This window comes from Psychrobacter cibarius, assembly GCA_030686115.1.
GTDB lineage: Bacteria > Pseudomonadota > Gammaproteobacteria > Pseudomonadales > Moraxellaceae > Psychrobacter > Psychrobacter cibarius_C.
On the sequence record CP131612.1, the window covers coordinates 2,101,061 to 2,118,127 of the forward strand.

At 43.7% G+C, this 17,067-nt stretch carries 14 protein-coding genes; 3 read left to right on the forward strand and 11 right to left on the reverse strand.

Annotated features, from left to right (window positions below; genetic code table 11):
- Nucleotides 1-18: 18 nt before the first annotated feature.
- From Q6344_08740 to Q6344_08770, 7 genes are all read right to left on the reverse strand, one after another.
- Nucleotides 19-1,671: a BCCT family transporter gene (locus Q6344_08740; GenBank protein ID WLG12693.1), complete on the reverse strand. Its 1,653-nt coding sequence runs from the start codon at nt 1,669-1,671 to the stop codon at nt 19-21.
- Nucleotides 1,672-1,847: 176 nt separating this feature from the next.
- Nucleotides 1,848-3,101: a PQQ-dependent sugar dehydrogenase gene (locus Q6344_08745; GenBank protein ID WLG12694.1), complete on the reverse strand. Its 1,254-nt coding sequence runs from the start codon at nt 3,099-3,101 to the stop codon at nt 1,848-1,850.
- Between the two features lie 189 nt (nt 3,102-3,290).
- The gene (clpB, locus tag Q6344_08750; GenBank protein WLG12695.1) at nt 3,291-5,888 is read right to left on the reverse strand and encodes an ATP-dependent chaperone ClpB; all 2,598 of its coding nucleotides are present in this window, start codon (nt 5,886-5,888) and stop codon (nt 3,291-3,293) included.
- 434 nt (nt 5,889-6,322) lie between these two features.
- Nucleotides 6,323-6,913, reverse strand: coding sequence for a L,D-transpeptidase family protein (locus tag Q6344_08755; GenBank protein WLG12696.1), 591 nt, complete (start codon nt 6,911-6,913; stop codon nt 6,323-6,325).
- Between the two features lie 143 nt (nt 6,914-7,056).
- Entirely contained in the window at nt 7,057-7,848 is a 792-nt protein-coding gene (locus tag Q6344_08760) for an SDR family NAD(P)-dependent oxidoreductase (GenBank protein WLG12697.1), read from the reverse strand.
- 89 nt (nt 7,849-7,937) lie between these two features.
- The gene (locus Q6344_08765) at nt 7,938-9,662 is read right to left on the reverse strand and encodes an AMP-binding protein (protein WLG12698.1); all 1,725 of its coding nucleotides are present in this window, start codon (nt 9,660-9,662) and stop codon (nt 7,938-7,940) included.
- A gap of 214 nt (nt 9,663-9,876) precedes the next feature.
- On the reverse strand, nt 9,877-11,031 hold the full coding sequence (locus Q6344_08770; protein ID WLG12699.1) for a DNA topoisomerase IB: 1,155 nt from the start codon (nt 11,029-11,031) through the stop codon (nt 9,877-9,879).
- A gap of 181 nt (nt 11,032-11,212) precedes the next feature.
- Between Q6344_08770 and Q6344_08775 the strand changes: the two genes are divergently transcribed.
- Entirely contained in the window at nt 11,213-11,665 is a 453-nt protein-coding gene (locus tag Q6344_08775; protein WLG12700.1) for a GNAT family N-acetyltransferase, read from the forward strand.
- Between the two features lie 108 nt (nt 11,666-11,773).
- On the opposite strand, the gene Q6344_08780 is transcribed toward Q6344_08775, so the two are convergent.
- The 3 genes from Q6344_08780 to Q6344_08790 all read right to left on the reverse strand — a co-directional run bounded on the left by Q6344_08780 (nt 11,774) and on the right by Q6344_08790 (nt 14,008).
- Complete coding sequence (locus Q6344_08780; protein ID WLG12701.1) at nt 11,774-12,058, reverse strand: pyrimidine/purine nucleoside phosphorylase; 285 nt, start codon at nt 12,056-12,058, stop codon at nt 11,774-11,776.
- A 36-nt stretch (nt 12,059-12,094) separates the two neighbouring features.
- Nucleotides 12,095-13,190 (reverse strand): peptide chain release factor 2 gene (gene prfB, locus Q6344_08785; protein ID WLG12702.1). Its coding sequence is split into 2 segments (ribosomal slippage): nt 12,095-13,117 and nt 13,119-13,190, totalling 1,095 coding nucleotides; the frame shifts between segments, so codons are not numbered across the junction.
- A 116-nt stretch (nt 13,191-13,306) separates the two neighbouring features.
- Nucleotides 13,307-14,008, reverse strand: a complete 702-nt coding sequence (locus Q6344_08790) for an HAD family hydrolase (GenBank protein ID WLG12703.1) — start codon at nt 14,006-14,008, stop codon at nt 13,307-13,309.
- A 210-nt stretch (nt 14,009-14,218) separates the two neighbouring features.
- Between Q6344_08790 and Q6344_08795 the strand changes: the two genes are divergently transcribed.
- Complete coding sequence (locus Q6344_08795; protein ID WLG12704.1) at nt 14,219-14,725, forward strand: hypothetical protein; 507 nt, start codon at nt 14,219-14,221, stop codon at nt 14,723-14,725.
- Between the two features lie 108 nt (nt 14,726-14,833).
- On the opposite strand, the gene Q6344_08800 is transcribed toward Q6344_08795, so the two are convergent.
- Nucleotides 14,834-15,370 carry a gamma carbonic anhydrase family protein gene (locus Q6344_08800; GenBank protein WLG12705.1) on the reverse strand — a complete coding sequence of 179 codons (537 nt, stop codon included), beginning with the start codon at nt 15,368-15,370 and terminating at the stop codon, nt 14,834-14,836.
- A gap of 438 nt (nt 15,371-15,808) precedes the next feature.
- Between Q6344_08800 and carA the strand changes: the two genes are divergently transcribed.
- Nucleotides 15,809-17,041, forward strand: a complete 1,233-nt coding sequence (gene carA, locus Q6344_08805; GenBank protein WLG12706.1) for a glutamine-hydrolyzing carbamoyl-phosphate synthase small subunit — start codon at nt 15,809-15,811, stop codon at nt 17,039-17,041.
- Nucleotides 17,042-17,067 lie beyond the last annotated feature (26 nt).

The following is a 17,067-nucleotide window of genomic DNA, read 5'->3' on the forward strand; positions in this document are numbered from 1 at the left end:
GCTGATATATAGAATCTGCTAATCACCTTTCACGATTTTAGGTGGTCCTTTTAATAAGTGCTCATCAGCAAACTCATTGGCTGAGTTGTGATCTGCGGATTCTTCGGTGATAAAGTGCTGCTGAGCGCGATACAGTATCAAACGATCTCGGCTCAAACCACGAAGTAACGCATACATCATCGCAAATACTACTAAAACAAAGGGTAATCCTGCAACGATAGCCGCTGCTTGTAATGCACTTAGTCCACCAGCAGCAAGCAGAACAGCAGCAATGATACCTTCCGTACTTGCCCAGAATAAACGCTGGATTTTTGGTGGGTTGGTATCACCACCTGCGGTCAACATATCAATCACAAAGCTTGCTGAATCGGATGACGTCACAAACCAAAGGACAATCATAACGACAATCATTAAGGTGACTGGTTGTGCCAATGGATAAAACTCAACCAATTTAAAAATTGCACTACCAAAATCCGTTTGCACGGCTTCTAGCAATCCTGGGCTGGCCATAGCGGGATCAATAGCAGCTAAGAGCTCCATATGGATAGCAACGCCACCGAAAGTGGTGAACCAAAAGAACAAAATCAGCATGGGAATCAATAAAACACCCAATATAAACTCACGAATAGTACGACCACGACTGATACGTGCGATAAATACGCCAACGAACGGTGCCCAACTTACCCACCATGCCCAATAAAATATCGTCCATGATGACTGCCAGTTTTCTTGACCTTCATACGATTCACCCCACAGACCTAGCGGTACAACTACCGACAGATAATTGCCAACATTTTCAAGATAGCTATCAAAGATAAAAAGCGTCGGCCCTAAGATGACCATAAACCCGAGTAGGATTGCCGTCAGTCCGATATTAATATCGCTCAAGCGCTTAATACCTTTGTCTAAGCCCATCATGACGGAAAAAGCAGCTAAAATAGTAACGAAAACAATCAGACCGATCTGTATCGTTAGATTATTAGGAACACCAAATAGTCGCTCAAGTCCTGAATTAATTTGCATAACGCCAAGACCAAGCGACGTTACCACACCAAACATCGTACCAAATACCGCTAAGATATCAACGGCGTGTCCCCACGAGCCATAGATTTTTTTCCCCAATAGAGGATAAAGCGTTGAGCGAATCGATAACGGCAAGCCACGGCGAAAGTGAAAATAAGCCAAAGACAATGCAACAATCGCGTATAGCGCCCATGCATGTAAGCCCCAATGCAAGAATGTAAAATTTATGGCTTGCTTAGCGGCTTCTATCGTTTCCGCTTCTCCGAGTGGTGGTGCCATAAAGTGATACAAGGGCTCAGCTGTCCCCCAATACACCAATCCTATACCAATACCAGCAGAGAACAACATCCCTATCCATGAGAACAAACTGTACTGTGGCGTCTCAGTTTGTGCACCTAGACGAATATCGCCATAACGGCTCATCGCGAGATAAATACAAAGCAACAATGCTAAATTTACTAAAATAATAAATAACCAGCCGAACTTATCCGTAATAAAGTTCTGCAAAAAGCTAAATAACACACCAGCGGTTTCAGTAAAGAATGCACCAAAGATAATAAATCCAATAATAAGTAGCGCTGAAGTAATAAACACAGGTTTACTTACCCGTGGAAAAGGGCCTAACCTGCCAACTTTTACATGATGCATTTGTTTGTTAGCCTTAGTTTTTTAGGAAGAATACCTTAACAAGATACCTCTCAACTATCAAATCTAATTAGCTATTTACGTTTTTCTTATTGACAGAAATAGACCCAAACCATTTATCAGCCTAACCTACAATAGTGCAAACGCTTGGAAAGTTGAAGAGCAATGGCTACTAATCACTACTGCGGAATCAATTGTAATAATCCACTATTATCGCCATCTTCTAATACCCAAACTTGTCCATCTACATTTAACACACTACGAATACGCTCGCCCATATCATAGCGATAGCGCTCAGTCGCGCGGCTATTTTCATCAAAATCGACGACTATCAGTGCTTTAGATGATAAACCACTAATGAGCGCATTACCTTGCCACGCTGGGAAATCATTATATTTTCCAGCGTTATAAATACTCATCGATGACGGTGATATCACTGGCGTCCAACTAATTTTGGGCGGCGTAAACTCAGGACGCGTCTCATGGTCAGGAATATCCGTTCCTGTATAGTTACGCCCATTTGAGACGATTGGCCAACCGTAGTTATGACCTTTTTCAATCAGATTAAATTCATCACCGCCCCGTGGTCCCATCTCATGCGCCCAAAGCCTACCTTTTTCATCGAATGCCATACCCAATACATTACGATGTCCTATACTCCAAAACTGTGCGGCAATGTCATTGCTATTATCTACAAAAGGATTGTCTGCTGGCACTGAGCCATCAGGATTTAATCTAATAATTTTGCCCAAATTGACGCTCATATCTTGTGCTGGTGTTTTTTCTTGGCGCTCGCCTGAACTGATATATAAATATTTTCTGTCAGGCGAGAAAAGCAAGCGATGACTATAATGCCCCTGCCCTTTTACTTTCGGTATTTGCTCCCAAATGGGCGTAAGATCCTGCAAACGAGGCTTGGCTGTATCCAACCCTATCAATGTCGCTTTGATGACTTTAGCACCAAACTTATTACTATCAGTGCCATTCCCTGCTTCAACGTAGCTCATATAGACATGATTAGTAGTAGCAAAATTTGGTGCAAGAACGATATCGCCAAGACCGCCTTGCCCACCATAAGCCACTTTCGGTATACCACTGATGGTTGTCTTGGCACCTGTTGCCGTATCAACAATGAATAACTCTCCTGTCTTTTGGGTGACAAGTAATTTAGGGGGCTTATTATTAACGGTAGGTAATGCTGTCATTGCCCAAGGCTCATCAAACGTGGCTATTTTTTTGGTGATAAAGGTAGGTTTTTCGGTACTTGCTAGCGATTCACTAGCAGAGGCTTGCCCTTCTTTATAGTCTGTCAGGTCTTCATGGGTATTGACGGCAGTTTGATTGGAGCAAGCGGGAGCACTAAACAGCAGTGCGCTGATCATTATCGGTAACATTAATGGCGTGCTTAGGTACTGCATACTGATGATCGTCATTTTGTCGTCTCCGTAACTGTTGACGTCTTATTCCTATTGCTTAGTTTTTAGTGCTTAGTTTATTTATAACATAGTCAAAGCACTCAAACCGTAAATAATAATAGCGCACAAAAAAACCCCTTACCTGCCTGTAGAAAAAATAGGCAAGTAAGAGGTTGGTTTTAAACCACGGTCAGTTAGGGTTAGATATTAATTCATGCTACGTTTCTCAAACACCAACTTATCATCTGCGCCGACATCGACTTTGATGATGTCTCCTGCGCCAAAATCACCAGCCAATAGCTTCAATGATAATGGGTTTTCAATTTCCTGTTGGATCGCACGTTTTAGTGGGCGTGCGCCATAGACAGGATCATAACCAATCGCAACCAGTTTGTTCATCGCATCAGCTGATAACTCAATATCCATCTCACGCTCATGCAAACGCTGGCGCAAGCGATCCAACTGAATCGCAGCAATACCTGACATCTGCGACATACCGAGCGGATGGAATACCACAATCTCGTCGATACGGTTGACAAACTCTGGGCGGAAATGCTGCCCAACTGATTCCATCACCTCAGCTTTGATGTCTTCGTAACTTTCACCGACCATCTCTTGGATTTTGTGCGAACCCAAGTTACTGGTCATAATGATGACCGTGTTTTTGAAGTCCACCACGCGACCCTGTGAGTCCGTTAAGCGACCATCGTCCAATACTTGTAGCAAGATATTGAACACATCAGGGTGCGCTTTTTCAACTTCATCAAACAAAATCACACTATAAGGCTTACGGCGTACCGCTTCCGTTAATGCACCACCTTCTTCGTAGCCCACATAACCTGGAGGCGCACCCACCAAACGACTGACACTGTGCTTCTCCATATACTCACTCATGTCGATACGAACAATCGCATCCTCACTATCGAATAAGAAGTTCGCCAGTGACTTGGTCAATTCAGTCTTACCAACACCCGTTGGTCCTAAGAATAAGAACGAACCTGAAGGGCGATTCGGATCAGACAGACCAGCACGGCTACGGCGTACCGCATTGGCAACGGCTTCGACAGCTTCGTCTTGACCGATGACGCGTTCATGGAGCTTTTCTTCCATCGCTATCATCTTGTCACGCTCGCCTTGCATCATTTTACTCACAGGAATACCTGTTGCTGCCGCTACGACTTCGGCAATTTCATTATCCGTGACTTTATTACGTAGTAGTTTTACACCACTACCTTCGCCTGTCTGCTCTTTTTGTTCTGCCAAATCAGACTCAGTAATGCGACGCTCTAGCTGCGGAATCGTTTCATACTGCAGCTTACTCATGGTCTCGTAATCACCTTCACGACTGGCTTTGTCATAGGCGATACGCGCTTTATCCAGCTCGTCTTTTAGCTGCTGACTGCCTTTGACCAATGCTTTTTCTGCTTGCCAAATCTCATTAAGGTCAGCGTACTCTTTTTCTAGCTCTTCAATTTGTGCATCAAGCACTTTACGCTCGGCTTGAGCACCAGCGTCTTCTTCATTTTTAAGCACTTCGCGCTGCATTTTCAACTGAATCAAGCGACTATCAAGCTTACCTAAGGCTTCAGGCTTGCTGTCCATCTCCATACGTAAACGACTCGCCGCTTCATCAATTAAATCAATCGCTTTATCCGGCAGTTTGCGATCAGTAATATAGCGATGGCTCATCCGCGCAGCAGCAATAATCGCGCTGTCTTGGATATCAACACCGTGATGCAGCTCATAACGCTCTTTTAGACCACGCAAAATCGCAATGGTGTCTTCGACCGTTGGCTCATCGACCAGTACCTTTTGAAAACGACGCTCAAGAGCCGCATCTTTTTCGATATACTGGCGATACTCATCGAGAGTTGTCGCACCGACACAGTGTAGCTCACCACGCGCAAGCGCAGGCTTTAGCATATTACCGGCATCCATCGCACCATCGGCTTTACCAGCACCTACTAAAGTATGCAACTCATCGATAAATAAGATGACATTGCCTTCTTGCTTTGATAAATCGCTGAGTACCGCTTTGAGTCGCTCTTCAAACTCACCACGGAATTTTGCACCCGCAATCAATGAGCCCAAATCTAACGACAACACTTCTTTGCGGCGTAGTCCTTCTGGTACGTCACCATTGATGATTTTTTGTGCCAAACCTTCAATGATAGCCGTTTTACCAACACCTGGCTCACCAATCAGTACTGGATTATTTTTGGTACGACGTGACAGTACTTGAATGGTACGACGAATCTCTTCATCGCGACCAATCACAGGGTCAAGCTTACCAAGTTCCGCCTGCTCAGTTAAGTTAATCGTATATTTATTCAGCGCATCACGCTGATCTTCAGCATTTTGGTTATTCACGGTATCATCACCTCGCAATTGCTCAATGACTGTTTTTAATTTACTCGCTGTTACGCCCGCACTCTCAAATATCTTTTTGGTTTCACCTTGCTCAGCGAGCGCCAACATCACCCATTCAGTGGCGATAAAATCATCGCCTTCTTTCTGCGCTTGACGGTCTGCCAAGTTCAAAATTTTAACCGAATTTGGGTTTAAATTTACATCACCTGTTGGCTCACTAATCGTTGCTTGATTGTCGAGCGCCTTTGCCACACCATTCTTTAGCGCAGGGATAGACGCGCCTGCTTGTTGGCAGATAGATAAATTAGACTCATCCTGTAGCAATACTGCAAGCAGATGCACAGGGTCAATACCTGTATGGTCACGTCCCAATGCTAGGCTCTGTGCTTCTTGAATGGCTGATTGTAGTTTCTGGGTAAATTTTTCGAACCTCATAATTGTATCCTTTTATAATTAGTATTATCAGTCAGTGGATGCAACATAAAACACCGAACGCGCAGCATTTAAACATAGCGCTTATCGTTAGTTTTATCGTGCTTCAATCACCGTTAGTTGTTATATATATAGGGTATAACATACAAGATTTCAACCTACTTGTGCAAGTTGTCAATCAATTTCTATGACTTATTAGTAAATACTGAAAGATAGTAAGATTTTATATAGGTAAAAACCTTACCCATAGCAATGATATTATCACAAACTATCAATAGGCACACTAAGAGAGTATTTCAAGAGGATAAATAAAAAAAACAACTAAAAGAGAGGCTTGCTCAACAATGAAAGGCAAGCAAGAGACAGCGATAGCAGAGATTTTAATGCGCTGTAACTGCTAGAAATGTACTACACGATAGTCAGCATTAACATAACGCTCATTCTACAATTTCTATCGATGTGCCAACATTAACTGCCGCCATAATCTCATCCATCTCATTATCAGTGACGGCAATGCAACCATCGGTCCAATCACGTTGTTGGTTAATCCACGCTAGATGACCGAAGCCGTTCATCTGCCCATGAATCATAATATCGCCACCAGGATGGACGCCGCGTGATCGTGCCCGAGCTTTGTCCGCAGCATTGGGGTAGCTTATATGGATGGAGCGATGGGCAATAGAGTTCTCATTCTTATAATCTAAGATGTACGCCCCCACGGGTGTGCGCTCATCGCCTTGCTGCTGTTTATGACCAACCGGACTATCCCCTAGCGCAATACGATAGGATTTAATCACTTTATCACCACTCAATAGCTGCAAAATACGGTCGGATTTATCTACAAAAACTTTATCGATAACCACCGTACTAGAAATAGGCTGACCATTATTGCCTGTACTTTTTGCATCCGAGGAGGCTGTTTTGACATACCCTATCGCACTGGTGCTCATAATAGTGGTCAGTCCCAGTCCTATCACAACGAACAATCGACGCGGCTTTTTGCTGAAATTCAGAGAAAAAAATGACATAGGCTTTAATAATTCCGTTTAGCGTTAGAGAGTGAAATGGCAACATACCACGCTATTAACTTACCAAAGCACCATGCCAGTTTTTGTGAAAATTTCATGGATAACATTAGGATCTTTTGGACATAAAAACTTCGTTAATACCATTACACCATACGAATCGCGCCATCTAAGCGAATGACTTCTCCATTGAGATAGGCATTATCAATGATATGCATGACCAACTTGGCAAACTCATTGGGATTGCCCAGACGCTTAGGATAAGGTACGCCCGCCTCTAGTTGTTCGCGTGCTTTTTCAGGAATGGTCTCCATCATCGGTGTGGCAAAGACGCCCGGCGCGATAGTCATGACGCGAATACCATGACGTGCCAGCTCACGTGCTAGCGGTAAAGTCAGACCGACGACACCTGCTTTTGACGATGAATAGCTTGCTTGTCCTACTTGCCCATCGAAAGCGGCAATAGAAGCCGTATTAATAATGACGCCATTATCAGCGTTCTTCTCTACAGAGCTGTCTGCGTTATTGGCATTTGCTAAACGCTTTGCAATACTGGCTGCGACCAAACGCGCGACATTAAAAGAACCGACAAGATTAATATTGACGCCGCGACTAAAAGCATCGAGATCTGCTGGGTTATTATCACGGTCCAGCAGCTTTTGTACCACAGCGATGCCCGCACAGTTGATAGACCCTTGCAAACCGCCAAATTCTTTTTCAGCTGTATCCACAGCCGCTTGCACCTCATCACCACTGGTCACATCACAGCGTGTAAAGCGAACGTTATCGCCTAGTTCCGCCACCAACGCTTGACCAGCTGATTCATTCAGATCTGCGATGACGACGTTACCACCTTGCTTGACAATAGCACGAACCACTGCCTCTCCCAAACCTGATGCACCGCCTGTGACCAAAAAGCTCTGTTGTTCAATGTGCATAATTATTCCTTTTATTAATTTTTTTACTGTTATTTTTATCAGTCATCGATTTTTATCTTAACCTGACGATATGAATGCATTACGCTTTATTAAGCCGCAGACAAACTGCGCAGCAAAAAGCGCTGAATTTTACCACTTGGGGTTTTTGGCAACTCTTTTACAAACTCAACCTCACGTGGATAAGCGTGAGTTGATAAACGTCTGCGCACCAAGTCTTGAATCTCTTTAGCAATCTCGTCTGTGCCTTCGATACCGTCTTTTAGTACTACATACGACTTAATGGTATGACCACGCACTTCGTCTGGCACACCGACAGCAGCAGACTCTGCGACTGCTTCATGCTCAAGCACGGTATTTTCAACATCGGTTGGTCCAACTCGGTAACCTGCGGTAATGATAATGTCGTCATCACGCCCTGAAAACCAATAGCTGCCATCACTGTGACGCTCAACCACGTCGCCTGTTAAATAGTAATCATCAGCGAAAGCATCTTTTTCGTTCCAGCTATAGCCGCGGAAATAAAACGCGGGCGATTGACTGACCACTACGGCAAGCTGTCCTTGCTCGCCATCAGCCAATATATTCATATCATCATCTAACACTACCAATGTGTGCCCCGGTAGCGCCATGCCCATCGAGCCAACCGGACATTCATGTGCTAATGCATGGTGCTCACAGCAAGTCATTCCAGTCTCGGTTTGCCCATACTGATCGCAGACTTTACAGTTTAAATAGGTTTCAACCCAATTGACCACTTCGGTATTTAAGGTCTCGCCTGCTGAATTGGCACAGCGCAGTGATAGTTTAGCCTCATTGTCATTATTATTGTCATGGTGAGATTTTTCAAACACGCCACTCGATTTCATCATACGAAACGCTGTCGGTGAGGACGCCAAATTACTAATCTTATGACGGACCATAAAATCGCGAGTATTTTGTGCATCAAAGCCAGCTTCATTAAAATACGTTGTTACCCCTAATAACAAAGGTCCTGTAATCGCATAATAAAGACCGTATGCCCAGCCTGGATCAGCCATGTTCCAGTAATTATCATCCGCTCGCAAGTCAATCGCATAGTGCATGTAGAGATAAAACGCTGAGAGCGCACTTAGCGGCACACTAACGCCTTTTGATTTGCCAACCGTACCCGAGGTAAACATCTGTAAAAATGGTGCATCAGTATTTAGCGATACTGGTTCTACCGTTTGCGACTGCGTTGCGACCTTTTCAGCGTAGTTATCATCACCCCAGCTTTGCGCATCTACCTTGCTACCAACCAGCACCATTTTGGTTTGTTTGGCCAAGTCGTCAAACTTGCCACGATTTTCTTGATTGGTAAAAACTACTTTGGTATTGGCTTTGTCCATCCGATACTTAATCGAATCATAGCCAAAGGCGGTAAATAACGGTTGATAAACCGCACCGATCCGCCAAGTCGCGAGTACAATGGTGAGCAGCTCAGGAGTGCGAGGTAGCATGGTTGCCACTTGGTCACCAGCTTTTACGCCATAAGACAACAATAAATTGGCGACTTGTGCGCTTGCCTTATCAAGCTCAGCAAAGCTCATGCGCGTTACATTACCCGCTGTATCTTCGTGCACCAGTGCAATATTATCACCGCGACCATCACGCACATGACGACCGCAACATGCCATATAAGCATTCAAGCGATCGTCTAAATGCTCGCCAAATATTTCTGTCAATAGCGCGTTCATATCAAAGTTATGATAGTAATCGCTGTAGCTCATTGGCGGGTGTGCAGTATGATTTGAAGCGGTATTTACGAATGATGGGTCGGAAGAAGAGGTGTTCATAAGCTAATCCTTTAGCAATAGAAGGTAACGGGCGAAATAAGAGAATTGTCAGCAGAAAAACAGGCATATCCTAGCAACTGTTCTTTCTGCTTGTTCGCACATATCAATGTGCATAGACTCTATTAGTAACGCATTTTAATATTTATTTCAATACATAACGTATCATTTTTATAATTCAATCACAAACTCCTGATGGAACTTTATTTCAAAGCACTCAGCAGCCACTTAAAAATCCTAGCAGCGCCTTTTCTTCATAACTTTGATGCTGTTTAGTACGACCACGGCGCGCTTGTTTATAAGGTTCAAAGAACTGCCCCGCCAAAAAGCGCTCTATAATAATGGGATTAATATAAGAAGAGCGGCAGACAGCAGGGGTATTGCCCAGCTCATCAGCCACACTTTTTACCATATCAGTCACCAGCTGCTGACGCGCTTTACTATCAGGTTCACTGGCTAATATTGCTTTGCCCTGAGCGCTTTGTAGCTCATCATGCAGGTAACTGGCAGCAAGGACACTGGCCATCCAAGTACGAAAGTCCTTTGCGCTATATAAATTACCGCTATACATCTCACTGTCATGACTATGACTATGACTATGACTATGACTATGACCGCTAGTATGCATGCGTAGATAGTCATTGATATCGCTACTGTCGACGACTTGCTTGTGACCATCGTCATCTAAATATTTAAAAATCTGATAACCAGGTAACTCAGAACATGCCTGTACAATCTCAATCAAACGCTCATCTTGCAATTCAATATGATGCTCTTTGGCACTTTTACCGACAAAATCAAACGCCAGTCCGTTATCAGTTTCGCTCACATGCTTACTGCGTAGAGTACTCAAACCATAGCTTTTATTGAGCTTGGCATAGCGGCTGTTGCCGATACGAATCAAGGTCGTTTCTAATAGTTTGACCACTGCTGATAAGACATTTTCACGGGATAATGATTTAGCTTTCAAGTCTTTTTCGACTTGCGCACGTAGATTCGGCAATGCTCTAGCGAAGCCTATCATGGCATCGAACTTGGCTTGGTCACGTACACGATCCCACTCAGGGTGATACAGATACTGTTTTCGTGCTTTGTCATCGCGCCCTGTCGATTGCAAGTGCCCTTTATCATCTTGGCATATCCAAACCTCTGACCACATCGGTGGTATCACTAGCGCATTAAAACGCTGTCGCAAGGCTTTGTCTTTGACCGTTTTGCCTGTGGCATCTTTATAAGTAAACCCGCGCCCCCAACGCCTACGCGTAAACCCAAGCTCATCATCACTGACATAGCGCAGATTAGCAAGGCGAGCGAGTTTTTCATAATCATGGCGTATGTCTTGCGTGGTTGTTTGGTCATTTAGCGTCGCCATAATAGATACTCGATTGATAAAATAGTCGTTTTAGCATAATGAATTGCGATGGTTTTTGCTGTTTATTTGCCACGAGCAAAGTGTAATCGATGTGTAAAAAAACATGCTTAAAAGGGTTCTAAATAATGAGCTTTTGAGCCATAATTTGACAACAATCACATTTTAATTTGAATAAAACACAATGAAAAATACTTCTATAAAGATAGCAGCATTATCTAAAGACGATTACGAATTTTGGTTACCTTTGTGGCAAAACTATCTAAAATTTTATGAGACCAGTTTGCCATCAAGTACCATCCAAAACACGTGGCACAGTTTGCTCGATAGCAACGTGCCGATTTATGGGTTTGGTGCTTGGCAGGACGACAAGTTAGTAGGTATCACCCATGTGGTGCTACACCCCAATACTTGGAATATCACTGAATGCTGTTACTTAGAGGATCTTTATGTTAGTGAGTCTGTGCGCGGGCAAGGCGTGGGACGCGCACTAATTGAAAAGGTATATGAGTTCGCTCGTAGTAAAAACTGCAACCGTGTGTATTGGACGACACAAGAGGGCAACACCACGGCGCGCAAACTCTATGACGCAATCGCCACTCAAACAGATATGGTGCAATATCGTAAAAACTTATAATGGTTGTCCAATGCTTTATGACTCAAATTTATCTCAAAATGCAACCATAAAAAAACGCCAAGCGTTAAACACTTGGCGTTAATCTGTTGACTACTACTCTAAAAATGCTTATTTACCATAAACACATAAATAAGCCGTTTCTACTGCTACTTTTACTTGAAACTTCTGATTGGCTTCAACGGTAAAGTGCTCACCTGCATTAAAGGTTTGCCACTCATCACTTTCTGGCAATTTGACCGTCAATGCACCACTGACCACGCTCATGGTTTCAAATTCGCTGGTGCCAAATTCGTACTCGCCAATTTCCATCACGCCAACTGTTGCAGGCTTAGTTGCCGTTTGAAAGGCAATAGAAGTGACTTTATTATCAAAATAACTGTTAACGCTTGGCATAATTTTCCTTAATTAAATATTAGTTACTATTTTATTTTATAATCCTGCTTTTAGACTCGCTTCGATAAACTGATCGAGGTCGCCATCGAGTACCGCACCAGTATTAAAGGTTTCAACGCCAGTACGCAAGTCTTTGATACGTGAATCATCGAGCACATAAGAGCGAATTTGACTGCCCCAACCGACGTCTGACTTGCCATCCTCGACCGCTTGCTGAGATTCCATCCGTTTTTGCATTTCAAGCTCATAAAGCTTAGCACGCAGCAACTTCATCGCCGTCGCTTTGTTCCCATGCTGGCTACGCTCGTTCTGACAAGTGACCACCACGCCACTTGGCTCGTGGGTGATACGTACCGCAGAATCGGTCGTGTTCACATGCTGACCACCTGCGCCAGATGAACGATAAGTATCAATACGCAAATCTGCTGGATTGATATCAATCTCGATATTATCATCAATTTCAGGCGACACAAAAACGGCAGCAAACGAGGTATGACGACCGTTATTGCTATCAAATGGTGATTTACGGACTAAGCGATGCACGCCGATTTCGGTACGTAACCAACCAAAAGCGTAATCCCCTTTAATCTCAATCGTTGCTGATTTAATACCAGCCACGCTACCAGAAGATACCTCAATGACCTCAACTTTGAAGCCATGCGATTCCGCCCAGCGGGTATACATACGCAACAGCATCTCCGCCCAATCTTGCGCTTCGGTGCCGCCACTACCCGACTGGATATCTAAGTAGCAGTTATTAGGATCCATCTCACCACTAAACATGCGACGGAATTCTAAATCCGCGACGCGTTTCTCCGCATTGTCGAGCTCTGCTTGCACATCCGCCAGCAAAGACTCGTCCTCTGCTTCTACCGCCAGCTCCAGCATGGCAGACGCATCTTCCAATGTGCTCTCAAGCGACACCACAACATCGATGACGCCATCAAGCTGGCTTTTTTCTTTATTAATTTTAGTCGCACGCTCTGGATCATTCCATAGCTCGGGGTTTTCTAACTCTAAATTGACTTCTTCTAAGCGTTCTTGCTTACCATCGAAGTCAAAGATACCTCCGCAAGTCCTGCCCACGCTCTGATAAATCTTTGATTCGTTCTTGATACGGATTGATTTCCATAAGGTTTCCTGTCTTTTTAAATAAATATCTCACTGATATGGCGCTATTTTAAATGAGATTGACGATAAATAGTTGGCTAATTATGACTGGCTTTATATTAAATAACGTTAAACAGCCTAAATCGACCAATCCTCCACTGCCCAGCGATGCGACAACGCATGAGCATGTAGCGCATCGTCGGGTGACACACAAATAGCCACATCCGCCCACTCAAGCAATGGAATGTCATTTTTGGAATCTGAATAGGCATAAGTTTTATCAAAAGTCGTGCCCGCTGATTGCTGCTTCTCTAGCCATTTATTCAGATGGTAAATTTTACCTTCTTTAAAGTTTGGTTTGTCGGTAAGTTTACCCGTATAGCGCTCATTTTTTATCTCAAGCGGCGTTGATAGCACATTGGCACCTTCGATACCAAAACGCTTGGCAATGGCTGATACTACAAAATCATTGGTCGCAGAAATAATCACCACCTCATGACCTTTTTCAACATGCTGACAGAGCACTTCCATCGCTTTTGGGCGTATGTGCGGCTCAATTTCACTTTTAATATAGTCTTCTCGTAGCTCATGCAATCTATCCATCGGCAAGCTACTCAAAAACTGCGCCACAAATTCATTATATTCCGTCGCATCAAGCGTACCTTCGATATAGTCTTGGTAAAACTTTTGATTGGCCGTGCGGTATTGCGCTTCATCGACGAGGTCGTGTTTGACGATATACTCGCCCCATAAATAGTCGCTATCGACGTCGAGCAAAGTATGATCTAAATCAAAAAGTGCCAGCTCTTTTGGAAAAATTTGTGCTTGTGTTGCCTGCATAATGAGACCTTATTATTGTTTGTTGAAAGATAGAAATACAACTGGTTTTTAATAACTTCCGCTTTGGAGATAGATATTTATATGAAAAATTTCTCAATAATTTTTCGTGAATGCTACTGTTTACCAAACAAAATTATGGTAACTTTATTTATATAACTTGTGGTTAGGGTGTGTCCTCAATCTGAACGAAAGCGCCTAAATGGGCTAAAAATGGTGACACGCCCTAGTATCTTTTTTGCTTACTTCATCATAAAAATAGAGAATCGCATGGAAGCGCCTGATGTCAAAACTGTCTTGCCAAGTAAAACGCGTCGCCCTGCCCGTTCGATCAAAGAAATCAGACAACGTCAGCTGGGTAAAAGCTATCAATCACCTTTCGACCGTATACTGTATGCGCTCTTAAATGGTGTGATGTACGGCGTTGGCGGTTTACTGATCGATCTTGCTATCGTGGTTATTCGCTCAATAGCTGGTATAGGTAATGGCGACGTTTTTTGGTTATTCACCCCATTTATGTTGGTCGTAGGCGCAATCATGGGTTTTATCGTTGGTAAAAATGCTGGCGCTGAAAGCGTCAATGCGCTCAACATCAACGAAACAGCCAATCATAACGCTTACCTTAATGACTATTCTATACGCCACGATATTTTTCGCGGACTGATTATTGGTATTATCATTTTTGCCATCATTTGGCTGGTCATGATGCTGATGACATAAAGAACCTCTATATAAGGCGCGTTTGCATCATTTGCATAAACATAGAGAATAGATCAATATCAGACAGTTCGCTTATGTTTTGCGTGACTCTATGATTTGGCTAGCGCTTTATTTAGGCAGTGGAATTTCAGTCAACCCTTCTTTATAAGTCTCACAAAGTTCAGCATAATGGTGCGCTGACATTTTTAGCATGGCGGCTTGCTCGTCCGTTAAGGTTTTGACCACCTTGGCAGGGGCGCCCATGACGAGTGAATTGTCTGGAATCACCTTGCCTTCGGTGACCAATGCCTTAGCACCAATGATGCAGTTTTTACCAATTTTGGCATTATTCAATACCACTGCGCCAATACCAATCAAACTGTTATCACCGACTTCGCAGCCGTGCAGCATCGCTAAATGACCAATAGTGACATAGTTGCCGATTTTAACCTCTATACCAACATCAGTATGAATAACGCTGTTTTCTTGTACATTACTATAGTCACCAATATGAATGTGACCGACATCTCCGCGAAGCACTGCCCCAAACCAAATACTGGCTTTTTTCCCCAAATATACATCACCTATAACCTGTGCTGAGTCTGCGACCCAACCATTAAAAGGTACCGCGAATTCGGGCACCTTGTCTAAATATTGATAAATCATAACGGCTCCTTGTTATATATAGTAATGAAATAGGTCAATCATGAAAATTAGTCATGAAAACTAATCATGAAAACCAGATATCTTGATTTGCTGTCCATTGTGGCAAAGCCAAAAGGGAAAATCCAGCGCTATTAATGGCTAATAATTAAAGGCATACTTTTCAATCTAAAAATCGGCTGGCTATCTGCGGGCATATTGTATATAATGCGCAAAATCTGTGCCTAAGCGAGCGGACATGATGCAAGTTACCTATTCACTATCTAGTGGGTTTTGTAGTTTCCATCAATAATGTCTTCTCGCTTTTTTGTGGAAAAATTTTGGGTTTAGGCATTTTTTAGTATCCATTAATAGCAATTTTTGCGATACAAAAAGCCGCGTTCAATCCAAAATTACATCATAAAAAATTATGGCACTCACTAATAACAGCGGAGGCAAACCTTGAATTCATCGGCAGAAATACAAGCAATTTTGGCATTAGCAGACGGTACGATTTTTCGCGGTGTGAGTATCGGCAGTCTCGGTCATCGTGTCGGTGAGGTGGTGTTTAATACAGCCATGACAGGGTACCAAGAAATCCTAACCGACCCAAGTTATGCGCGCCAGCTGGTCACCCTAACCTATCCGCACATCGGCAATACCGGTACCAATAGCGAGGACACTGAGTCTGGCAATGGTCATCAAGTATGGGCCGACGGTCTTATCATCCGTGATGCCACCATGGTTACTTCTAACTTCCGTAACTCAGAATCATTAAGCGACTATTTATCACGTAACGATACCGTTGCAATCGCTGAGATTGATACGCGCCAATTGACCCGCCTATTACGTGATAAAGGTGCACAGAACGGCTGTATTATGACCGCCTCAGACGGCGAGACAATCAGCGCTGCTGACGAGCAACAAGCCATCAAATTGGCACAAGAGTTTGCTGGTATCGAAGGCATGGACTTGGCAAAAGAATGCTGTACTAAAGAGACGTTCGAATGGACAGCAGGTACGTGGGATTTATCAGATACCCTACTTAACCGTGATGCCATTGGCAGTCATGATAGCGGTACAGGCGGATTTTTCAAGCAACTCGGCACTCACATCGATTCTAAATACAATGTCGTCGCTTATGACTTCGGTAGCAAAACCAATATCCTGCGTATGCTAGTTGACCGCGGCTGTCATGTAACCGTCGTTCCTGCACAAACGCCTATCGCAGATGTGCTGGCGATGAACCCAGATGGTATCTTTTTATCAAACGGTCCTGGCGACCCTGCAGCCTGCGACTATGCTATCGATGCCGTACGTCATATCATTGAAAAAACTGATGTGCCAACCTTTGGTATCTGCTTAGGTCATCAGCTGATTGGTCTAGCTAGCGGCGCAAACACCATTAAAATGAAAACCGGTCATCACGGCGCCAACCATCCAGTTCAAGACTTAGCAGCTGGCACGGTGATGATTACCAGTCAGAACCATGGTTTTGCGGTTGATGAAGACACGCTGCCTGCTAACGTTAAATCTACCCATCGCTCATTATTCGATGGTACCAACCAAGGTATCGAGCTGACCAACAAGCCAGTCTTTAGCTTCCAAGGTCACCCAGAAGCCAGCCCCGGCCCGCATGATTGTGCGCCACTGTTTGATAAGTTTGCAGATATGATGGCAAAGTCTAAAGCTTAAGCAGTTAATCAGCTTTTAAGTATCAG

Coding starts and splice junctions, on each gene's coding strand:
- Q6344_08795 (WLG12704.1), top strand. CDS start 14,219: ATGGTGACACGCCCTAGTATCTTTTTTGCTTACTTCATCATAAAAATA.
- Q6344_08765 (WLG12698.1), bottom strand. CDS start 9,662: ATGAACACCTCTTCTTCCGACCCATCATTCGTAAATACCGCTTCAAAT.
- Q6344_08790 (WLG12703.1), bottom strand. CDS start 14,008: ATGCAGGCAACACAAGCACAAATTTTTCCAAAAGAGCTGGCACTTTTT.
- Q6344_08770 (WLG12699.1), bottom strand. CDS start 11,031: ATGGCGACGCTAAATGACCAAACAACCACGCAAGACATACGCCATGAT.
- clpB (WLG12695.1), bottom strand. CDS start 5,888: ATGAGGTTCGAAAAATTTACCCAGAAACTACAATCAGCCATTCAAGAA.
- Q6344_08755 (WLG12696.1), bottom strand. CDS start 6,913: ATGTCATTTTTTTCTCTGAATTTCAGCAAAAAGCCGCGTCGATTGTTC.
- Q6344_08800 (WLG12705.1), bottom strand. CDS start 15,370: ATGATTTATCAATATTTAGACAAGGTGCCCGAATTCGCGGTACCTTTT.
- Q6344_08740 (WLG12693.1), bottom strand. CDS start 1,671: ATGCATCATGTAAAAGTTGGCAGGTTAGGCCCTTTTCCACGGGTAAGT.
- Q6344_08760 (WLG12697.1), bottom strand. CDS start 7,848: ATGCACATTGAACAACAGAGCTTTTTGGTCACAGGCGGTGCATCAGGT.
- Q6344_08775 (WLG12700.1), top strand. CDS start 11,213: ATGAAAAATACTTCTATAAAGATAGCAGCATTATCTAAAGACGATTAC.
- Q6344_08745 (WLG12694.1), bottom strand. CDS start 3,101: ATGACGATCATCAGTATGCAGTACCTAAGCACGCCATTAATGTTACCG.
- Q6344_08780 (WLG12701.1), bottom strand. CDS start 12,058: ATGCCAAGCGTTAACAGTTATTTTGATAATAAAGTCACTTCTATTGCC.